Origin of the sequence: Bradyrhizobium sp. BRP56 (genome assembly GCF_020194035.1) — a bacterium.
GTDB lineage: Bacteria > Pseudomonadota > Alphaproteobacteria > Rhizobiales > Xanthobacteraceae > Bradyrhizobium > Bradyrhizobium australafricanum.
Genome location: NZ_JADYVV010000020.1, coordinates 66,620 through 87,223, shown reverse-complemented (window position 1 = coordinate 87,223; position 20,604 = coordinate 66,620). Strand labels below are relative to the sequence as shown.

Sequence of the window (20,604 nt, the reverse complement as noted above, 5' to 3'; positions counted from 1 at the left end):
CCAGGCAACTTGACACGTCGGGCAAATCAGGAATATATTTCCAATATTCCGAAATCGTGCGAGTGTGATCGGCCCGCCTCAGGAACCGCGGATTGGTCGGGTGACAGATCTCGCCGTGACAAATGGCTGCGTGATCAGCGTGACGCGATCACATGATCAATTTGACTCGATTGCGATGTAGCGGACTGTAACGGCGATCACGCTGCGCCCCGCGCTCGATCACGGGTGGGGCCATCGTCCGAATGCCTCAGCGAAGCTGCAACACCGTGTCCATCGCGCGTGCGAAACCGTCCTGCTCGTTGGATTCGGTGACATGGGTGGCGCGCGCCTTCACGTCATCGCTGGCATTGCCCATCGCGAAGGAGACGCCGCTTCGCGCGAACATCGGCAGATCGTTCTGCATGTCGCCGATCGTGGCGACGTTCTCCAGCGGCACGCCGAGGCGCTTCGCGATGCCCTCGACGAAGGTGCCCTTGTCGTGGCCCGGCGGGGTGACGTCGAGATAGTAGGTCTGCGAGCGGACAGCGGTGGCATCGCGGCCGACCATCTGCTGCATCTCCGCCTCGCAGCGTTGCAGCAGGGCCGCATCCGAGCTCGCGCCGACGATCTTGCAGGCCTGATCGAGATAGGGCGTGAAATCGCCGACGATGGTCGGATCATGCTTGATCGTGTGCTGCTCGTGGGCGGTGTACTCGCCGTCAGGATTCCGCGTCAGCCAGCGGTCGTTGGTGAACAGCCAGATGTCGACGTCGCGCTCGCGCAGCATGTCGATGCAGCGTTTTGCGACCGCGGCCGGGATCAAATGCTGCTCGAGGGGCTTGAGCTGCGGATCGACGATCGAAGAGCCGTTGAAGGCGCCGATCGGCTGCGTGATCGCAAGCGGCGCAACCAGAAAGCCCATCCCGATCGTCGGCCGGCTGGAGACGATAGTGAAGCCGATGCCGGCTTCGTGCAGCCTGCGCACTGCCGCCCTGGCGCCGTCGGTCAAGGTCTTGTCCTTGGTGAGCAGCGTGCCGTCGACATCGGATACGACAAGGGCGATGCGGGTCATGTGCGGTCCAGCTTCAGTTGATTGACGATGTCTTCGACGATGGTTTCGACCGGACGGTCGATCGCAACCGTGATCGGGCGTTCCTCCGGGGTCGGCGGCTCCAGCGTCCTGAACTGGCTGGCGAGCAGCCCCGGCGGCATGAAATGGCCCTTGCGCGCGCCGAGCCGCGTGGCGATCAGCTCCTGCGAGCCGTCGAGGAAGACGATGCGGATATCGTTGCGGCCATGCACCAGGATGTCGCGATAGGCGCGCTTCAGCGCGGAGCAGGCGATGACGGCGCGTTCGCGGACGCCGCAGGTGCGGTCGATCTCGTCGGCGATCGCGCGCAGCCAGGGCCAGCGATCCTCGTCGGTAAGCGGCTGGCCGGAATGCATTTTGGCGACATTGCTTGGCGGATGAAAACTGTCGCCGTCCTCGAAGCGCCAGCCGATCCTGATCGCCAGGCGGTCAGCGATGGTGCTCTTGCCCGAACCCGATACGCCCATCACGACCAATGCGCAGGGGTTTTGTCCGTCACCCACGAAAGTCCTCCGGCAGCGCGGCCTGATCGATCAGCCAGACGGTCCCGCCCAGCGATCGCGCGCGGTTTGCCGGCAGGTTCTCGCCCGCGAAGAGGCGCGTCAAGATCGCGCGCTTGTTCTCGCCCGCCACCTCGAACAGCATCTCGCGACAGGAGGCGAGGGCGGGCAGGGTCAGCGACACGCGCGGCACGAACGGCTCGACATTGGCCTTCGGCACGCCGACCACCCAGCGCTGGGTTTCCTCGACCGCGGGATAACCCGGAAACAGCGAGGCGGTATGGCCGTCGGGGCCGATGCCCATCAGCACCAGGTCGAACAGCGGCCGCTTCGGATCGAGCTGCTCGGCGCCGTAGAACGCCATCAGCTCGTTCTCGTACAGCGCCGCGCTGACGTCGGGATCCCTGAGATCGGCGGTATCGGTCGCGATCGGATGGACATTCGCGGCCGGTGCACAGCGGTCGAGGAAGGCCTGGCGCGCCATGCTCATGTTGTGCAGCTTGTCCTTGCGCGGGACCAGGCGCTCGTCGCCGATGAACCAGTCGACGCGGTCCCACGGAATCCTCGCGCGATAGTCTGGCGTCGCCAGCAGCTGGTAGAGCGCCTTGGGGCTGGAGCCGCCGGTGAGGCAGACGGCGATCCGGCCGCTGTTCTGGTCGATCCTGGCGATCACCCGCTCGGCGGCCGCCTGCGCCAGTGCCGCCGGATCGGCGACCGTGATGATCTGGCGCTTGCCGGTCGCGGTCATGTCAGCCCAGCTTCCGCCAGCTGCGGCCGTCGCGCGTCAGCAGCGCATTGGCGGCCTCCGGGCCTTCGCTACCGGCCTTGTAGGGTTGCAGGCCACGGCCGCCGGCGCTCTTCCAGGCGTCGATGAAGGGCTGCACCGCCTGCCATCCGGCCTCGACGCTGTCGGCACGCTGAAACAGGATGTTGTCGCCGATCATGCAGTCATAGATCAGCGTCTCGTAGCCGGTCGACGGCTCAGCCTTGAAGTAGTCCTTGTAGCGGAACTTCATCTCGACGCCGTCGATGTTGATGGTCGGGCCGGGTACCTTGGTGTTGAACTGCAGCTCGATGCCCTCGGTCGGCTCAGTGGAGATGACGAGGTAGTTCTGCGACAGGCGATCGACCGACGTGTCGCGGAACATAGCGAACGGCGCCTGCTTGAACTTGATCGCGATCTCGGTGCGCTTGGTGGTCAGCGCCTTGCCGGTGCGCAGGTAGAACGGCACGCCGGCCCAGCGCCAATTGTCGATGGTCAGCTTCAGCGCGGCATAGGTCTCGGTCGAGCTGTCGGGCCTGACGTCGGGCGTCTTGAGGAAGTCCTCGATCTCGGTGTCGCCGATCCGGCCGGCGCGATACTGGCCGCGCACCGAATTGTGCAGCGCCTCCTGTTCGCTCTGGGTCTGGATCGCGCTCAGCACCTCGGCCTTTTCGGAGCGCACCGCGTGGGCGTCGAACCGCGCCGGCGGCTCCATCGTCACCAGCGACAGCAGCTGGAATAGATGGTTCGGCACCATGTCGCGCAGCGCGCCGGTGGCGTCGTAGAAGCTGCCGCGATGACCGACGCCGAGCTTCTCGTCGACGGTGATCTGGATATGGTCGATGTGGTTGCGATTCCAGATCGGCTCGAACATGCCGTTGGCGAAGCGCAGCACCAGGATGTTCTGGACGGTTTCCTTGCCGAGATAGTGATCGATCCGGTAGATCTGGTGCTCGTCCATCAGCTTCAGCAGCGCGGCATTCAACGCCCTGGCCGACGCCAGATCGGTGCCGAACGGCTTTTCGATGATCAGCCGCCGCCAGGCGCCGTTCTCTTCCAGCATGCCGGTGCGCCCGAGCTGCTCACTGATCGGCAGGAAGGCGCTCGGCGGGGTCGCGAGATAGAACAGCCGGTTGCCACCGGTGCCGCGCGCCGTTTCGAGCTTGTCGAGCCGTTCGTTCATGGCATCAAAGGAAGCCGGATCGCGCGGATCGGCCTCGATCGAGGTGACGCATTCGAACAGCCGCTTTGCGATCGCCTCGTCCACCGGGCGAGTGGCGAACTTGCGCAGCCCCTGCATCAGGCTGTCGGTCAGCTGCTCGCTCGACATGCCCTTGCGGACAATGCCGACGACGCAGAATTTGTCCGGCAGCAGATTGCCGGCGGCGAGATTGTAGAGCGCCGGGATGACCAGCCGGTGCGTCAGATCACCGGTGGCGCCGAAGATGATGAAGGAGCAAGGATCGGGTTTCTTCTGCACGTGACCTTCCGCGGTTCTCTTCAAGCTCTTATGCCTTTTTCGGCGGCTCCTTGTGGCCGCCGAAACCTGCGCGCATCGCCGAGAGGATCTTCTCCGCGAAGGTGTGATCCTTGCGCGAGCGGAAGCGCGTGTAGAGCGCGGCCGTCAGCACCTCGGCCGGCACGGCTTCGTCGACCGCGGCATTGACGGTCCAGCGGCCTTCGCCGGAATCCTCGACAAAGCCGGAATAATTGTCGAGCGTGTGGTTCTGCGCCAGCGCCGATGCCGTGAGGTCGAGCAGCCAGGACGGGATCACGCTACCGCGCCGCCAGACTTCGGCGATATCGGCGATGTCGAGGTCGAAGCGATGCTCGGCCGGCAGCGCCTCGATATTGGCGTTCTTCAGGATGTCGAAGCCTTCGGCATAGGCCTGCATCAGGCCGTATTCGATGCCGTTGTGGATCATCTTGACGAAATGCCCGGCGCCGATCGGGCCGGCGTGAATGTAGCCCTGTTCGATGCGCGGATCGCGGCCCTCGCGGCCGGAGGTGCGAGGAATGTCGCCGATGCCGGGCGCCAGCGTCTTGAAGATCGGGTCGAGCCGGTCGACCACTTTCTTGTCGCCGCCGATCATCATGCAGTAGCCGCGCTCGATGCCCCAGATGCCGCCGCTGGTGCCGACATCGACGTAATGCAGCCCGCGCTCCCTGAGCGCCTTGCCGCGGCGGACGTCGTCCTGCCAGAAGGTGTTGCCGCCGTCGATGATGACGTCGCCTGGCTGCATCAGCTTCGACAGCGCCTCGATGGTGGCTTCGGTGATCTTGCCGGCCGGCAGCATCACCCAGGCGGTGCGCGGCGCCTCCAGCTTGAGGACGAAATCCTCCAGCGATGAGGAGCCGGTCGCATTGTCGGCGACGAGCGCCGCGACGGCCTTCGGATCCTTGTCGTAGACCACGGTGGTATGGCCCTGGGTCATCAGGCGGCGGACGATGTTGCCGCCCATCCGCCCGAGGCCGATCATGCCGAGTTGCATCCCTCGCCTCCGTCAGTTCAGTGCAGCCGAGATCGCGGCATCGAGCGCCGCGAGCCCGGAGCTGAGATCGCCCTTGAGATGCACGCGCAGCGCCCGCCGGCCGCGCTCGGTGAGCACGTCGAAATCGCCGCGCGCCTGTGCCGCCTTGATCACGCCGAAGCTCGCCTTCTGGCCGGGCACCGGCAGGTCCGCCGTATCGTCGGTCGTGACCTGCAGGAACACACCGCTGTCGGGCCCGCCCTTGTAGGCCTGCCCGGTCGAATGCAGGAAGCGGGGACCGAACTCGGCGCAGGTCGCAAGGTGCCTTGCGTCGCGCACCTTCAGCCGCATCGCCTGCATGGCGTCGATGGTGTCGCCGTCGCGCTCGATATAGGCGAGCAAGGCGACATAGTCGCCGCGGCCGGAGCGCGCGAGGTGCGCCTTGATCCAGGAGTCGAGATCGCCGTTCGCACCGGCCTTGCGCAGCTCCTCGGCGTTCTGCGCGTCGGTGTAGAGATCGACCCCGTCCGCCGACACCACCGGCTGTTCGGCCGGCAGCGACCCGGTCTTCTCGAACGCTGCGGTCAGTTCGCGGGTCTTGATCTTGGCGGCTTCGACGTCGGGCTGGTTGAACGGGTTGATGCCGAGGATCGACCCGGCGACTGCGGTCGCGATCTCGAAGCGGAAGAACTCCTGACCGATATGGTCGATCGACTTCATCACGATCCGAACCACCGGATGGCCGGCGGCCTCGAGCGCCGCGAGCTTGGCCTCATGCGCTGCATCGTTCTCGCCATCGGTGCGCAGATCGATGAAGAACCGGTCGTGGCCGTAGACCGCGGCGTCGCCAATCGTCTCGCCCTCGATCGGGATCAGGCCCTTGCCGTCCTTGCCGGTCGATTCCGCGATCAGCTGCTCGGCCCAGGCGCCGAAATCGGCAACGTCCGGCGAGGCGAAGATCGTCACCTTGTCGCGGCCTTCGAGCCCCGCGATGCCCATCGCGAGCCCGAGCTGTACGCCCGGGTTCTCCTGCGGCGGCACGTCGGCACCGCAGGAGCGCACCATCGCGAGCGTATGGCCGAGCAGGCTGCGGACGTCGATGCCGGCAGCGGCCGCCGGCACCAGACCGAACGGCGACAGCACCGAATAGCGGCCGCCGATCGCAGGGTCGCCGTAGAAGATCCGGGCAAAGCCCTGCTTGATCGCGACCTTCTGCAGCGACGAGCCCGGATCGGTCACCGCGATGAAGCGGTGGCCGGCCTTGTCCTTGCCGATCGCCTTCGCCACCCGATCGAAGAAATAGTCCTTCATCACGTTCGGCTCGGTGGTGCCGCCGGATTTGGAGGAGACGATGAACAGCGTCCTTGCGATGTCGACATACTCCTCCATCGCGCGCACCTGGGCCGGATCGGTGGAATCGAGCACGTGCAGCCGCGGGAAACCGGACCGGTGCGGGAAGGTCTGGGCCAGGACCTCCGGCCCGAGGCTCGACCCGCCCATGCCGAGCACGACGGCATCGGTGAAGTTCTGCCCCTTCACGCGCTGGGCAAAGTCCTCGTAGTCGGCGACGTTCGCGGTGGCCGCGCTGGTGAGCCAGCCCAGCCATTTGTCCTCGTCGTCGCCGGTCCAGACCGATTTGTCCTTGTGCCAGAGCCTTCGGATCCGGGCGGAGGCTCGCCATTCCTCGGTGCTCTTCTCGACCGCCTTCTCGATGGTGGCGCCGAGCGCGAGCTTCTGGCGGTCGATGCCGCCGCCGAGCGAGGTGGCGCGCTTGTGGGCGACCGCGCCGTAGAGCTTGTCGGCCGCGTCGGCGAACAGCTTGACGCCGTCCTTGACCAGCTCCTCGGTGATCGCATCGAGCGAGATGCCGGACTTCTCCAGCTCTTCCAGCACGTGGCGGGCGTCCTCGACATTCTCCTCGAGGCTGTCGCGGACCTTGCCGTGGTCGCGGAAGGCATCGAGCGTCGCCGGCGGCACGGTGTTGACGGTGTCGGGGCCGATCAGCTCCTCGACATAGAGCACGTCGCTATAGTCCTTGTTCTTGGTGCCGGTCGAGGCCCACAGCAGCCGCTGCGGCTTGGCGCCCTTGGCCGTCAGCTTGTCCCAGCGGTTGCCCGCGAACAGGTGCTTGTAGTCCTGATAGGCGAGCTTGGCATTGGCGATCGCGACCTTGCCCTTCAAGGCCGCGAGCCGCTCCTTTTCGTGCGGATCGTTGGCCTTGGCGATCTTCTCGTCGAGCTGCTTGTCGACGGCGGTGTCGATGCGGCTGACGAAGAAGCTCGCGACGCTCGCGACATGGGAGGGATCGCCGCCCTTGCCGACGTATTTCTCCAGGCCCTTGAGATAGGCCTCGGCGACCTGGCGATAGACCTTCTGCGAGAACAGCAGCGTGATGTTGATGCTGATGCCTTCGCCGGTCAGGTACTCGATCGCCGGCAGGCCCTCGGGCGTCGCCGGCACCTTGACCATCAGGTTCTTGCGGTGGACGTCCTTCCAGAGCCGTTCGGCTTCCGCGATCGTGCCCTTGGTGTCCATCGCGAGATAGGGCGACACCTCGAGGCTGACGAAGCCGTCGCCGCCGTGGCTCTGGTCGTAGACCGGGCGCAGCACGTCGGCGGCGTGCTGGATGTCCTCGACCGCGAGGTGCTCGAACAGGTCGGCGACCGAGCGGTCGCCGTTCTTGAGGGCCTTGCCGATCGCCCCGTCATATTCGTCCGAGCTGCCGATCGCCTTCTCGAAGATCGAGGGGTTGGACGTCACGCCTTTGACGCCGTCGGTCTCGATCAGCCGCTTCAGGTCGCCGTCGGCGACGAAGCCGCGGGCGAGGAAGTCCAGCCAGACGGCCTGGCGGTGATTTTCGAGTGCTTTGACGGGGTTCATGGGTGCCTGTTCTCGTTCGATCGAGGGTCGATTTTTGGGTTCCCGGGCAGCTTTCGGGGGCGGAGGGGGATTGTCAACATGGCGGGAGCCCCGGGCGGAATATCAGCATTTCCAAGGGATAACGCCATTCACAACCGTTCGATCCCCTCGGACGCGGTGCGAGCAGACCCCCATCTCAGCACATTTTTATGACGCGTTGCGGCGCAGGACCGCGCGTCAGGGGCGCAGGTAGAGGTAACCTTGGGATTGCAGCTCGGCGAGGCGGACCACCCCGCCGCGCTCGGCGGCGACGAAGCCGGGGAGCAAGTCGGCGAGGCCGATGTTCTGCGATTTCATGGTGTTGCCGCAGGCGGCGAACTCGATCCCATCCTTGGTGAACCGCGCGACATGTTTTGACAGCTCGGGATTGGCGGCTGCTGAATGAAACGCCTTCAGCGCCCGGCCGTGCACCACCAGCGCAATCGTCACATTGCCGGGGCCGCCGACGCCGTCGAGATGGTTCTGGATGTTGCCGATCACGAAATTGACCTTGTCGAGGTCATCGAGGTGATAGACCACCTTCAGCTTTTGCGGCGGTGCTTCGGTGGCGGCGCCGGCCTGGGACGCTGCCAAGGCGGCGCCGATCGCCGAGACGGTGCCCCAGAGGATGCTGCGTCGGCGCATGGCGTCTCTCGCGCAATTATTGTTGATCCAGTGTTGTCCCTTTGGGCAAACCTATCATTTGTGGCGGAGCGCAGCGAGTTCCTTGCGGTCGGTCACAAGTTCGGCGCATTCGCCCAAGTCCGCGCGATCGACGCGAAAGATCTTGTCGTCGGCGCCGGCGAACAGCGCTTCGCCCGCATCGTCGTCGGGCTTGTTGCGATTCCACACCATGATGCGGCCAAGGCGCGCAATCGCGGATTTATTGTCCTTGGACAACGCCACGGTGATACCACCGCCCTCGCAATCCACGCCGCATTCGAAGCGTATTTCGTGGCCGGATTCGGCCGCGATGGCATGATTGCAGTAGCCGCTGGAGTCGAAATTGCCAGCGCGGTGGCGGTACGCGACGCCGAGCCGGAATGAATAGTTGGTGGCCTTGTCCTCCGGAGCGTCTTCCGCTGACACCAGCAGCTTCATCGCGCTGACCTTCTGCTTCGGATGCTGCGCCAGATGATTTGCATCGTAGCGCCGCACGAAGCAGGCATAGGCTTTCGCGCCGGGCGGCCCCGCGAACATCCTGTTGTCGAAGGCGGCCGCCGCGGCCTTGGCGACGCCTTCCTGCGCCTGAACGGCTAACGGCGCGCCGGCATAGGCGGCGGCTGCGAGTGCGACAACAAGGAGCGCCTGCTTCATGACCGGCTCGGGAATAGCCAGCGCCTCCAAGGTGTCATCTTTAAAGCGCGGCAATGGTGCCGCGCGGAACTGCGCGGGCTCGTTGCCTTAGTCGCGGCGACAAGGAGGCACGTTCAACGGCGGCTGAACGTTTGTTCATGAGAGTCTATGACGCGTGCATCTTGACGCCACGGCTGAACGGTCACACTTTTTCAGGGAAGCCCAACGTCCATCGCCGGACGGGAAGTCGCCCGCTCGGATGTCCGCTTCGGAGGCCTGGGCCCCGGTAAACCACGGATGTGGCGAGGGGGTTACAGCCACCAAAAACAAGGGGATATTGATGAACCATTAAGCTTCCTGCCTGTTGATAAGGCAGAGGCTGCACGCGCCGTGCATTGCCGAACTGAGTCGGTCGAGTGTCCAATAGACCCAGCGTGCCGACGCTGATTCGATCCTAGGACGCTCTTGTTACGACTCGTGTCAGTCGTGCGGCGATACATATCGTGGAGAGAGGGATCATGTACAACGATTCTTTGTTCAACGCCTTCGCAAGGTCGTTTGAAGCGCGAAGCCAGACCGACATGTCGATGGCCGAGTATTTGGAGTCGTGTCGAAGTGATCCGATGCGATATGCAAATGCGGCCGAGCGGTTATTGGCGGCAATCGGTGAGCCCCAGATGATCGACACGGCCAAGGACCCACGCCTTGGCCGTATCTTTTTGAACCGTACGATCAGGTCGTATCCAGCCTTCGCCGGCTTCTACGGCATGGAGGACACGATCGAGCGCCTCGTCGGCTTCTTCCGTCACGCCGCGCAGGGCCTCGAAGAGCGCAAGCAGATCCTCTATCTGCTCGGGCCGGTCGGCGGCGGCAAGTCATCGCTCGCCGAGCGCATCAAGGCGCTGATGGAGATTCATCCGATCTACGTGCTGAAGGCGGGCGACGAGCTGTCGCCGGTGTTCGAGAGCCCGCTTGGGCTGTTTGATCCCGAGACGCTTGGCCCGATGATCGAGGAGAAGTACGGCATTCCGCGCCGCCGGCTGAGCGGGCTGATGTCGCCCTGGGCCTACAAGCGGCTCGAAGCCTTCGGTGGCGACATCTCGCAATTCCGCGTCGCGCGCATCCAGCCCTCGAGGCTGCGCCAGATCGCGGTTGCCAAGACCGAGCCCGGTGACGAGAACAACCAGGACATCTCCTCGCTGGTCGGCAAGGTCGACATCCGCAAGCTCGAGACCTACGCCCAGAACGATCCCGACGCCTACAGCTATTCCGGCGGCCTCAACCGCGCCAACCAGGGCGTGCTCGAGTTCGTCGAAATGTTCAAGGCACCGATCAAGATGCTGCACCCGCTGCTGACCGCGACGCAGGAGGGTAACTACATCGGCACCGAGAACATCGGCGCGATTCCGTTCACCGGCATCATCCTCGCGCACTCCAACGAGGCGGAGTGGCAGAGCTTCAAGACCAACAAGAACAACGAGGCCTTCATCGACCGCATCTGCGTCATCAAGGTCCCGTACGTCCTGCGGGTCACCGAGGAGCAGAAGATCTACGAGAAGCTGATCCAGGGCTCCGAGCTTGCCGCAGCACCTTGCGCTCCGGCGACGCTGGAGACGATGGCGCGCTTCTCGGTGATGTCGCGGCTGCGCAAGCACGAGAACTCGACGCTGTTTGGCAAGATGCGGGTCTATGACGGCGAGAGCCTCAAGGAATCCGATCCGAAGGCGCGCAGCGTTCAGGAGTACAAGGACGCGGCCGGCGTCGACGAGGGCATGGACGGCGTCTCCACCCGCTTTGCCTTCAAGGTGCTCGCCTCGACCTTCAACCATGACACCACCGAAGTCGGCGCCGATGCGGTGCACCTGATGTATGTGCTGGAGCAGGCGATCCGCCGCGAGCAGCTGCCTGACGAGACCGAGAAGCGCTATCTCGAATTCATCAAGGCCGACCTCGCGCCGCGTTATGCCGAGTTCATCGGCAACGAGATCCAGAAGGCCTATCTGGAATCCTACGCCGATTACGGTCAGAACCTGTTCGACCGCTATGTCGACTATGCCGACGCCTGGATCGAGGATCAGGACTTCAAGGATCCCGACACCGGTCAGCTGATGAACCGCGAGCTCCTGAACCAGGAGCTGACCAAGATCGAGAAGCCGGCCGGCATCGCCAACCCGAAGGACTTCCGCAACGAGGTCGTCAAGTTCTCGCTGCGCTCGCGGGCGCATAACGGCGGCAAGAACCCGAGCTGGACCTCCTACGAAAAGGTTCGCGACGTGATCGAGAAGCGGATATTCTCGCAGGTCGAGGATCTGCTTCCGGTCATCTCGTTCGGCTCCAAGAAGGACGGCGAGACCGAGAAGAAGCACGGCGAGTTCGTCGAGCGGATGGTGGAGCGCGGCTATACCGAGCGCCAGGTCCGCCGGCTCGTCGAGTGGTACATGCGGGTGAAGCAGGCCGGCTAATGCGCGATCCGGAAAGCCGGCAGCGGCTTTCCGTTTCGTCTCGTCCTGTCCAATAAAATGCGATGCGACTGTCATGATCGCATCCGGTGAGGCAGATGCAACGTGGTCATGCATATCGTCGATCGACGGTTGAATCCGGGTAGCAAGAGCCTGGAGAACCGCCAGCGCTTCCTGCGGCGCGCCAAGGCGCTGGTGCAGGGGGCCGTCAAGAAGTCGTCACAGGACCGGGACATCAAGGATGTCCTGGAAGGCGGCGAAGTGACAATCCCGCTGGACGGCATGGATGAGCCGCGGTTCCGGCGCGAGGGCGGCACGCGTGACATGGTGCTGCCCGGCAACAAGAAGTTCGTCGAGGGCGACTGGCTGCAGCGCCCGAACCAAAGCGGCGCCAAGGGCTCCGGCGCAGGCGAGGGCGACAGCGAGGACGCCTTCCGCTTCGTGCTCAGCCGCGACGAATTCGTCGATCTCTTCCTCGACGACCTCGAACTGCCCGATCTTGCCAAGCGCAAGCTCGCGGAAACCGAAAGCGAAGGTATTCAACGCGCCGGCTATGCGACCTCCGGCTCGCCCGCCAACATCTCGATCAGCCGCACGGTGAGCCGGGCGCTGGCGCGGCGCGTGGCACTGCGCCGGCCGCGCAAGGACGACATCGAGGCGCTCGAGGCGGAGCTTGCGGAATGCGATGACGATGCGCGGCGCCGCGAGCTGCTGGCGCTGCTCGAAGCGCTGAAGGCCAAGGCCAAGCGGATCCCGTTCATCGATCCGATCGACATCCGCTACCGTCGCTTCGAGACGGTGCCGAAGCCGGTGGCGCAGGCCGTGATGTTCTGCCTGATGGACGTATCGGGCTCGATGTCCGAGCACATGAAGGATCTGGCGAAGCGGTTCTATATGCTGCTCTACGTGTTCCTGAAACGGCGCTACAAGCACGTCGAGATCGTGTTCATCCGTCATACCGACCGGGCCGAGGAGGTCGACGAGGACACCTTCTTCCACGGACCGGCTTCCGGCGGCACGCTGGTGTCGAGCGCGCTGGTCGCGATGAACGATATCGTCCGCACCCGCTTCCGTCCGGCCGACTGGAACATCTACGCCGCCCAGGCCTCGGACGGCGACAACATGACCTCCGACAGCGCGCTGACCGGTCACCTCCTGACCGACAAGATCCTGCCGGTCTGCCAGTTCTTCGCCTATCTCGAGGTCGGCGAAGCCGCCAACTACACCTTCGACATGCCGGACTCCTCGCTCTGGACGCTCTATGAGCGTCTGCGCAACGAGGGCGCGCCGCTGTCGATGCGCAAGGTGAGCGAGCGCGGCGAGATCTTCCCGGTGTTCCAGGACCTGTTCAAGCGCCGCAGCAAGCAGGAAAGGGTGTAGCGTGATGGGTTCTTCCGGGGAGCGGCTGTTCGAGGGCGCCGATTGGGATTTCCAGATCTTGCAGCGGGTTCACGACGCCTGCGAGAAAATCGCGCGCACCGAGCTCGGGCTCGACGTCTATCCCAACCAGATCGAGGTGATCACCGCCGAGCAGATGCTCGACGCCTATTCCTCGGTCGGCATGCCGCTGTTCTACAAGCACTGGTCGTTCGGCAAGCAGTTCGCGTTCCAGGAAGCGTCCTATCGCAAGGGCCTGATGGGCCTCGCCTATGAGATCGTGATCAATTCCTCGCCGTGCATCTCCTATCTGATGGAGGAGAACACGGCGACGATGCAGACGCTGGTGATCGCGCACGCGGCGTTCGGGCACAATCACTTCTTCAAGAACAACTATCTGTTCAAGCAGTGGACCGACGCCGACGGCATTCTCGACTATCTGGAATTCGCCAAGGGCTATATCGCGGTCTGCGAGGACCGCCATGGCCGCGAGACGGTGGAGCGGACGCTCGATGCCGCGCATGCGCTGATGTCGCATGGCGTCGACCGCTATCCCGGAAAGAAGACGCTCGATTTGCGTGCCGAGGAGAAGCGGGCCGGCGAGCGCCGGCAGCACGAGGAAAGCGTGTTCAACGATTTGTGGCGGACGGTGCCGAACACCAAGGCCAAGAGCAAGGCTACGCTCACGGCCGAGCGCCGCCGCGCGCTGCTCGGCTTGCCGCAGGAGAACATCCTCTATTTCCTCGAGAAGACCGCGCCGCGCCTTGCACCCTGGCAGCGCGAGCTGATCCGGATCGTTCGCCACATCGCGCAGTATTTCTACCCGCAGGGCCAGACCAAGGTGATGAACGAGGGCACCGCGACCTACGTCCATTACCGCATCATGAGCCGGCTGCATCAGCAGGGCCGGCTCACCGACGGCAATTTCCTCGAATTCCTGCAGTCGCACACCAATGTGGTGTTCCAGCCCGAATTCGACGACCGCCGCTATTCCGGCTTCAATCCTTACGCGCTCGGCTTCGCCATGATGCAGGACATCGAGCGGATCGTGAAAAATCCGGAGGACGAGGACCGCGAGTGGTTCCCCGACATCGCCGGCAAGGGCGACGTCGAGGGCGTGCTGCGCGAGATCTGGAGCAACTACCGCGACGAGAGCTTCATCAACCAGTTCCTCAGCCCGGCGCTGATCCGGCGCTTCCGCATGTTCCATTTGCACGACGACCCCGCGGAAAGCCAGGGTATCAAGGTCGGCGCGATCCACGATGAGCGCGGCTACCGCCGGGTCCGCCGCGAGCTGGCGCGGCAATACGACGTCGGCTTCGTCGACGCCAATATCGAGGTCGTGGATGTCGATCTCGACGGCGATCGCCGCCTGATGCTGCGTCACACCACCGTGAAGGGCGCGCAACTCAACGAGACCGACGCGCGGCGCGTGCTGCAACACCTCGCCGATCTGTGGTCCTACGACGTCGCACTGACCGAAATCGACGGCACCGACAAGGTGCTGAAGGAATACGTCGTCAGCCCGCGCGCGGCCGCGGTCGCGGCGTGAGGATCACGCTCTCGCTGACATGAGCGCGGCGCGCACCGCCGCGCGGAATGCGAGTCTTGCTCGGTGAACCTTCGTGACTATCGAAGGCTCACATCATGAACATGCCGGCAACATTCCGACTTTGAAAGCGCATGGCGTTCTATGCGCGAACGCGATTGCCGGCATGCGGAAATCTTGCGAGACGTTCTTGGTGATTGCCTGCGCGGACGCGATGGATAATGTGCGCCGCGTCAAGAAAACCAAGAAAAGGATATGCTCTTGTCAACTCGCTCCCGCCTGGCGGGCCTTCTCGCCTTCACCGCACTCACGGCCTCCTCGATCTCGCCGTCCGTGGCAGCCGACACCGCGATCAAGATAGGAAACACCGCGCCCTATAGCGGCCCGGCGTCGGCCTACGGCACGATCGCGCGTGCCGAAGCCGCATATTTCCAGATGCTCAACGATCAGGGCGGCATCAACGGCCGCAAGATCGACTTCGAGAGTCTCGACGACGCCTATTCGCCGTCGAAGACCGTCGAGCAGACCCGCAAGCTCGTCGAGCAGGACGAGGTGCTCGCGGTCTTCAGCGCGGTCGGCACCGCGCCGAACATCTCGGTGCAGAAGTACCTCAACATCAAGCGCGTGCCGCAGCTGTTCGTGTCCTCCGGCGCGACGCGCTGGAACGATCCAAAGCAGTTCCCGTGGACGGTCGGTTTCAATCCGACCTACGAGCTCGAAGGCCGGCTCTATGCAAAATACATCCTGAAGACCAAGCCGGATGCGAAGATCGCCGTCATCACGCCGAACGAGGACGCCGGCAAGGACTATCTGAGGGGTTTCAAGGACGGGCTCGGCGAGCATGTCGGCCAGATCGTCGCCGAGACCACGTATCTCACGACCGATCCCACGATCGATTCCCAGATGGTGACGATGCGCGAGTCCGGCGCGGACGTCTTCTTCGCGGAGGCGACGCCGAAATTCGCGGCCCAGGCGCTGCGCAAGGCGGCGAGCATGGGCTGGAAGCCGCTGACCATCCTGCCGACCGTCTCGAACTCGGTCTCCGCGGTGCTTGAACCGGCCGGTCTTGAGAACGTCATCGGCGTCGTGACCGGCCTCTATCTGAAGGATCCGACCGATCCGCGCTGGGCCGACGATCCCGCGCAGAAGGAGTTTGCGGCCTGGATGAAGAAGTACCAGCCGAATGCGAGCCCGGGCGACCTCTTCAACGTGCAGGGCTACACGGTGGCTCAAGTCATGACGGCGGTGCTGAAGAACTGCAACGGCGATTACAGCCGCGCCAACATCATCAAGCAGGCGACCAATCTGAAGGCGCTCGAGCTGCCGATGCTGTTGCCCGGCATCAAGGTGCAGACCGAGCCCGACAATGTGACGCCGATCCGGCAAATCCAGATGGCGCGGTTCGACGGCAAGTCCTGGGCGCTGTTCGGCGACGTCTTGAGCGACAAGTAGCCGTCACCAACTCCGCTGTCGTCCCTGCCTAGTGCGCAATTGCGCACGGGGGCAGGGACGACACGGAGTGTGCTGCCACTGCTCAGCGCAGGCTGGCGTTGATCTTGTCCAGCACGGCTGAACCCGGGCACAGCGCTTGTTCGTCGAGCGTGTTGAGCGGCGTCTCGACGGTGTCGAGATGGGTGTGCAGATCCTCGGCATCCGGATCGACATAGAGCAGGCCAGTGACGATCTGGCCCTTGGCCGCGTGCTTCTGCAGGAAGGTCATCGCGCCCAGACGATCATGCGGATCGTAGTCGGCGTCGAGCTTGCGCAGCGCCAGCCTGGAGCCGTCATGCTGCTCGACCACCTGCACGGTGCCCGGCGCATAGTCGACGCTGATCGGATCGCGGCCGACCAGCACGTCGAGGCGGTTCACCGCGTCATTGTGCTCGCGGACATAGTCGAAACTCTTGGTCGAGCCGGCGTGGTTGTTGAAGGCGATGCAGGGGCTGATCACGTCGATGAAGGACGCCCCCTTGTGGCGGATTGCAGCCGCGATCAGCGGCACCAGCTGGGTCTTGTCGCCGGAGAAGCTGCGCGCCACGAAGGTGGCGCCGAGTTGCAGCGCGATCGCGACCAGGTCGATCGCATTGTCGGTGTTGGTGACCCCCTTTTTCGACTTCGAGCCGCGGTCCGCGGTGGCCGAGAACTGGCCCTTGGTCAGGCCGTACACGCCGTTGTTCTCGACGATGTAGGTCATGTTGACGGCGCGCCGGATCGAATGCGCGAACTGGCCGAAGCCGATCGAGGCGGAATCGCCGTCGCCGGAGACGCCGAGATAGATCAGGTCGCGGTTGGCGAGGTTGGCGCCGGTCAGCACCGACGGCATGCGGCCGTGCACCGAGTTGAAGCCGTGCGAATTGCCGAGGAAATAGTCCGGCGTCTTCGACGAGCAGCCGATGCCGGAAATCTTCGCCACCCGGTGCGGCTCGATCGAGAGCTCGTAGCAGGCCTCGATGATCGATGCGGTGATCGAATCGTGGCCGCAGCCGGCGCACAGCGTCGAGATCTTCCCCTCGTAGTCGCGGTGGGTATAGCCCAGCTCGTTCTTCTTCAGGCCGGGATGATGAAACTTCGGCTTTGCAATGTAGGTCATGTCACGGCCTTGCGGAGAGGGGTCACCTTGAGATGATCCTGGTGGTCGCCGATCGCGCCCGCGATGAAGCGCGCGGTGATCGGCGTGCCGTCATAGTGCAGGATCGGCACCAGCCTGACGGGGTCGATGCCGTTCTCGTTGACGATCAGCTGGCGGAGCTGCGCGTCGCGGTTCTGCTCGACCACGTAGACGAAGTCGTGGTCGGCGATGAAGCTCGCGACGCTGGAGTGGAACGGGAAGGCGCGGATGCGCATGCGGTCGAGCTGATGGCCGCGCGCCTCCAGGATCCCGATCGCCTCGTCCATCGCGGGTGAGGTCGAGCCGAAATAGATCACGCCGTATTTGGTGGGCTTCGCCGCATTGGCCTGCAGCGGCCGCGGCACCATGTCCTGCGCGGTCTCGAACTTGCGCACCAGGCGCTGCATGTTGTCGGCGTAGACCGCGCCTTCCTCGGAATAGCGCGCGTAGCGGTCGCGCGAGGTGCCGCGGGTGAAATAGGAGCCCTTGGTCGGATGCGTGCCGGGATAGGTGCGATAGGGGATGCCGTCGCCGTCGACGTCGAGATAGCGGCCGAAGTCGCGGCCTTCCTCGAGCATCTCCGCCGTCATCACCTTGCCGCGGTCGTATTGCTTCGCGTCGTCCCACTTCAGCGGCCGGCACAGCCGGTGGTTCATGCCGATGTCGAGATCGAGCATCAGGAAGATCGTGGTCTGCAGCCGCTCGGCGAGGTCGAAGGCGGCTGCGGCGAACTCGAACGCCTCCGCCGGATCCTCCGGGAACAGCAGCACGTGCTTGGTGTCGCCGTGCGAGGCATAGGCGCAGGCGATCACGTCGCATTGCTGGGTGCGGGTCGGCATGCCCGTCGAGGGGCCGGCGCGCTGGATGTTCATGATCACGGCCGGGATCTCGGCGAAATAGGACAGGCCGATGAACTCGGTCATCAGCGAGATGCCGGGACCCGAGGTCGCGGTGAAGGCCCGTGCGCCGTTCCAGGAGGCGCCGATCACGATGCCGATCGAGGCGAGTTCGTCCTCGCCCTGCACGATGGCGTATTTCGCCTTGCCGGTCTCGGGATCGTGGCGGTACTTCTTGCAGTGGCTGGTGAAGGCTTCCGCCACCGACGATGACGGCGTGATCGGATACCACGCGCACACGGTGGCACCGCCATAGACGGCGCCGAGCGCGGCCGCACTGTTGCCTTCGACGAAGATGCGGTCGCCGACCTTGTCGGACTTCTTCACCCGCAGCCCGACCGGGCATTTCAGGTTCTGCAGCGCCCAGTCGCGGCCGAGATGCAGCGCATGGACGTTCGAGGAGAGCAGCTTCTCCTTGCCCTTGTACTGCTCGCCGATCAGCTGCTCGACCAGCTTGGGATCGAGGTCGAGCAGGGCACAGAGCGCGCCGAGATAGATGATGTTCTTGAACAGCTGGCGCTGCCTGGGATCGGTGTAGGTCGAGTTGGTGATCGCGGTCAGCGGCACGCCGATGACGGTGATGTCCTCGCGGAATTTCGACGACGGCATCGGCTTGGTCGAATCGTAGAACAGATAGCCGCCGGGCTCGATCGAGGCGACGTCCTTGTCCCAGGTCTGCGGGTTCATCGCCACCATCAAGTCGACCCCGCCGCGGGCGCCGAGATGGCCGTCCTCGGTGACGCGCACCTCATACCAGGTCGGCAAGCCCTGGATGTTGGACGGGAAGATGTTGCGTGGCGAGACCGGAACGCCGTGGCGCAGAATCGAGCGCGCGAACAGTTCGTTGGCGGAAGCCGAGCCCGAACCGTTGACGTTGGCGAAGCGGACGACGAAGTCGTTTACGCTGCTGATCGGGCTTTGGACTGACATGTTGATCCCGCTTGAACCATATCGATGAGGTACTTCTGCATGTCCCAGGCGCCGGTCGGGCAGCGCTCGGCACACAGCCCGCAATGCAGGCAGACGTCTTCGTCCTTCACCATGACGCGGCCGGTCTTGAGGTCGCCGGAGACGTAGAGCGCCTGGTCGTGATGCGGCGAGGGCGCTTTCAGCCGCTGCCGCAAATCATCCTCCTCACCGTTCTCGGTGAAGCTGATGCAGTCCATCGGACAGATGTCGACGCAGGCGTCGCACTCGATGCAGAGCGGCGCGGAAAACACCGTCTGCACGTCGCAATTCAGGCAGCGCTGCGCCTCGCCGAGCGCGAGCTTGAGGTCGTAACCGAGCTCGACCTCGGCGCGGATGTCCTTCAGCGCGACCACCTTGTCGCGATGCGGCACCTTGAAGCGTTTGTCGGCGGAGATGTCGTTGTCGTAGCTCCACTCGTGGATGCCCATCTTCTGCGAGGAGACGTTCACCTCGGGCAGCGGGCGCTCGTTGATGTCCTCGCCGGACAGCAATCGGTGAATGGAAAGCGCGGCGTCGTGGCCATGCGCCACCGCCCAGATGATGTTCTTCGGCCCGAACGCCGCATCGCCGCCGAAGAACACCTTCGGATTGGTCGAGACGAACGTCTTGGGATCGACCTTCGGCATGTGCCACTTGTCGAATTCGATGCCGCAATCGGCTTCGATCCAGGGGAACGCGTTCTCCTGGCCGACCGCAACGAGCACATCGTCGCAGGGCACGGTCTCGTCAGGCTCGCCCGAGGGCACCAGATTGCGGCGGCCCGTGGCGTCGTACTCCGCCTTCACCTTCTGGAAGGTAACGCCGATCAGCTTGCCGGCCACATGCTTGAACGCCACCGGCACCATGTAGTTCAGGATCGGGATGTCCTCGTGAAGCGCGTCTTCCTTCTCCCACGGCGAGGCCTTCATTTCCTCGAAGCCGGAGCGGACAATCACCTTGACGCTTTCGCCGCCAAGGCGGCGCGCGGTGCGGCAGCAATCCATCGCCGTGTTGCCGCCGCCGAGCACGATGACGCGGCGGCCGATCTTGTCGACGTGGCCGAACGACACGTTGGCCAGCCACTCGATGCCGATATGGATGTTGGCGGCGCCCTCCTTGCGGCCGGGGATGTCGAGCTCGCGGCCCCGCGGCGCGCCAGAGCCGACAAAGATCGCGTCATAGTTCTCGGCGAGCAACTGCTTCAGGCTGTCGACGCGCTGACCACCCCTGAACTCGACACCGAGGTTCAGGATGTAGTCGGTCTCCTCGTCGATCACGCTGTCGGGCAGGCGGAATTTCGGAATCTGGCTGCGCATCATGCCGCCGGCCTTGGGATCGCCGTCGAACACGGTGCAGTGATAGCCGAGCGGCGCGAGATCGCGCGCCACGGTGAGCGAGGCAGGGCCGCCACCGACCAGCGCGATGCGCTTGCCGTTCTTCGGCCCGGGCTTCGGCAGCCGATGCTTGATGTCGTCCTTGAAGTCGGCGGCAACGCGCTTCAGGCGGCAGATCGCGACCGGATTGTCCTCAACCCGGCCGCGGCGGCATGCCGGCTCGCATGGACGGTCGCAGGTGCGCCCGAGAATGCCGGGGAACACGTTGGACTTCCAATTGATCATGTAGGCGTCGCTGTAACGCCCCTCAGCAATCAACCGGATGTACTCGGGAACAGGGGTGTGTGCGGGACAGGCCCATTGGCAATCGACTACTTTGTGGAAGTAATCAGGCGCCGAGATATCAGTCGGTTTCATTCCTACCTTTGACCCGCGC

Annotated in this window: 15 protein-coding genes; 4 read left to right on the top strand and 11 right to left on the bottom strand. The window is 64.2% G+C overall.

From position 1 onward, the window contains the following. Window positions 1-247 precede the first annotated feature (247 nt). The 8 genes from I6F38_RS16590 to I6F38_RS16555 form a co-directional block, all read right to left on the bottom strand. Window positions 248-1,051, bottom strand: coding sequence for an HAD family hydrolase (locus I6F38_RS16590; RefSeq protein ID WP_092085690.1), 804 nt, complete (start codon window positions 1,049-1,051; stop codon window positions 248-250). Continuing rightward, window positions 1,048-1,572: a gluconokinase gene (locus tag I6F38_RS16585; RefSeq protein WP_225161083.1), complete on the bottom strand. Its 525-nt coding sequence runs from the start codon at window positions 1,570-1,572 to the stop codon at window positions 1,048-1,050. Before I6F38_RS16585 ends, I6F38_RS16590 begins: the two co-directional genes overlap by 4 nt. Next, entirely contained in the window at window positions 1,565-2,317 is a 753-nt protein-coding gene (gene pgl, locus I6F38_RS16580; protein WP_225161082.1) for a 6-phosphogluconolactonase, read from the bottom strand. Before pgl ends, I6F38_RS16585 begins: the two co-directional genes overlap by 8 nt. A 1-nt stretch (window position 2,318) precedes the next feature. Continuing rightward, on the bottom strand, window positions 2,319-3,812 hold the full coding sequence (zwf, locus tag I6F38_RS16575; RefSeq protein ID WP_225161081.1) for a glucose-6-phosphate dehydrogenase: 1,494 nt from the start codon (window positions 3,810-3,812) through the stop codon (window positions 2,319-2,321). A gap of 28 nt (window positions 3,813-3,840) precedes the next feature. Beyond that, a complete protein-coding gene (gene gnd / locus I6F38_RS16570) occupies window positions 3,841-4,824 on the bottom strand; it encodes a phosphogluconate dehydrogenase (NAD(+)-dependent, decarboxylating) (RefSeq protein WP_018273091.1) in 984 nt (327 codons plus the stop codon). Window positions 4,825-4,836: 12 nt separating this feature from the next. Then, the gene (locus I6F38_RS16565; protein ID WP_225161080.1) at window positions 4,837-7,683 is read right to left on the bottom strand and encodes a bifunctional transaldolase/phosoglucose isomerase; all 2,847 of its coding nucleotides are present in this window, start codon (window positions 7,681-7,683) and stop codon (window positions 4,837-4,839) included. 216 nt (window positions 7,684-7,899) lie between these two features. Further along, window positions 7,900-8,346 (bottom strand): DsrE family protein, encoded by a 447-nt coding sequence (locus tag I6F38_RS16560; protein ID WP_225161079.1) that lies wholly within the window; start codon window positions 8,344-8,346, stop codon window positions 7,900-7,902. 54 nt (window positions 8,347-8,400) lie between these two features. Continuing rightward, on the bottom strand, window positions 8,401-9,018 hold the full coding sequence (locus I6F38_RS16555; RefSeq protein WP_225161078.1) for a hypothetical protein: 618 nt from the start codon (window positions 9,016-9,018) through the stop codon (window positions 8,401-8,403). 497 nt (window positions 9,019-9,515) lie between these two features. Here I6F38_RS16555 and I6F38_RS16550 point away from each other — a divergent pair, with 497 nt between their 5' ends. From I6F38_RS16550 to I6F38_RS16535, 4 genes are all read left to right on the top strand, one after another. Beyond that, window positions 9,516-11,459, top strand: a complete 1,944-nt coding sequence (locus I6F38_RS16550; protein ID WP_038382967.1) for a PrkA family serine protein kinase — start codon at window positions 9,516-9,518, stop codon at window positions 11,457-11,459. Window positions 11,460-11,567: 108 nt separating this feature from the next. After that, window positions 11,568-12,836 (top strand): YeaH/YhbH family protein, encoded by a 1,269-nt coding sequence (locus I6F38_RS16545; protein WP_076823957.1) that lies wholly within the window; start codon window positions 11,568-11,570, stop codon window positions 12,834-12,836. A gap of 4 nt (window positions 12,837-12,840) precedes the next feature. Next, on the top strand, window positions 12,841-14,385 hold the full coding sequence (locus tag I6F38_RS16540; protein WP_225161106.1) for a SpoVR family protein: 1,545 nt from the start codon (window positions 12,841-12,843) through the stop codon (window positions 14,383-14,385). 258 nt (window positions 14,386-14,643) lie between these two features. Continuing rightward, complete coding sequence (locus I6F38_RS16535) at window positions 14,644-15,834, top strand: ABC transporter substrate-binding protein (protein WP_225161077.1); 1,191 nt, start codon at window positions 14,644-14,646, stop codon at window positions 15,832-15,834. Window positions 15,835-15,916: 82 nt separating this feature from the next. Here I6F38_RS16535 and I6F38_RS16530 read toward each other — a convergent pair whose 3' ends face one another. Genes I6F38_RS16530 through I6F38_RS16520 form a run of 3 tightly spaced genes read right to left on the bottom strand, consistent with a single transcriptional unit; the run spans window position 15,917 to window position 20,585 of the window. After that, the gene (locus I6F38_RS16530) at window positions 15,917-16,972 is read right to left on the bottom strand and encodes a 2-oxoacid:ferredoxin oxidoreductase subunit beta (protein WP_028332672.1); all 1,056 of its coding nucleotides are present in this window, start codon (window positions 16,970-16,972) and stop codon (window positions 15,917-15,919) included. Continuing rightward, a complete protein-coding gene (locus tag I6F38_RS16525) occupies window positions 16,969-18,816 on the bottom strand; it encodes a 2-oxoacid:acceptor oxidoreductase subunit alpha (protein WP_176937027.1) in 1,848 nt (615 codons plus the stop codon). The genes I6F38_RS16530 and I6F38_RS16525 overlap by 4 nt, the downstream gene beginning before the upstream one ends. Beyond that, window positions 18,786-20,585, bottom strand: a complete 1,800-nt coding sequence (locus I6F38_RS16520) for an FAD-dependent oxidoreductase (RefSeq protein ID WP_225161076.1) — start codon at window positions 20,583-20,585, stop codon at window positions 18,786-18,788. The genes I6F38_RS16525 and I6F38_RS16520 overlap by 31 nt, the downstream gene beginning before the upstream one ends. Between the last annotated feature and the right edge of the window lie 19 nt (window positions 20,586-20,604).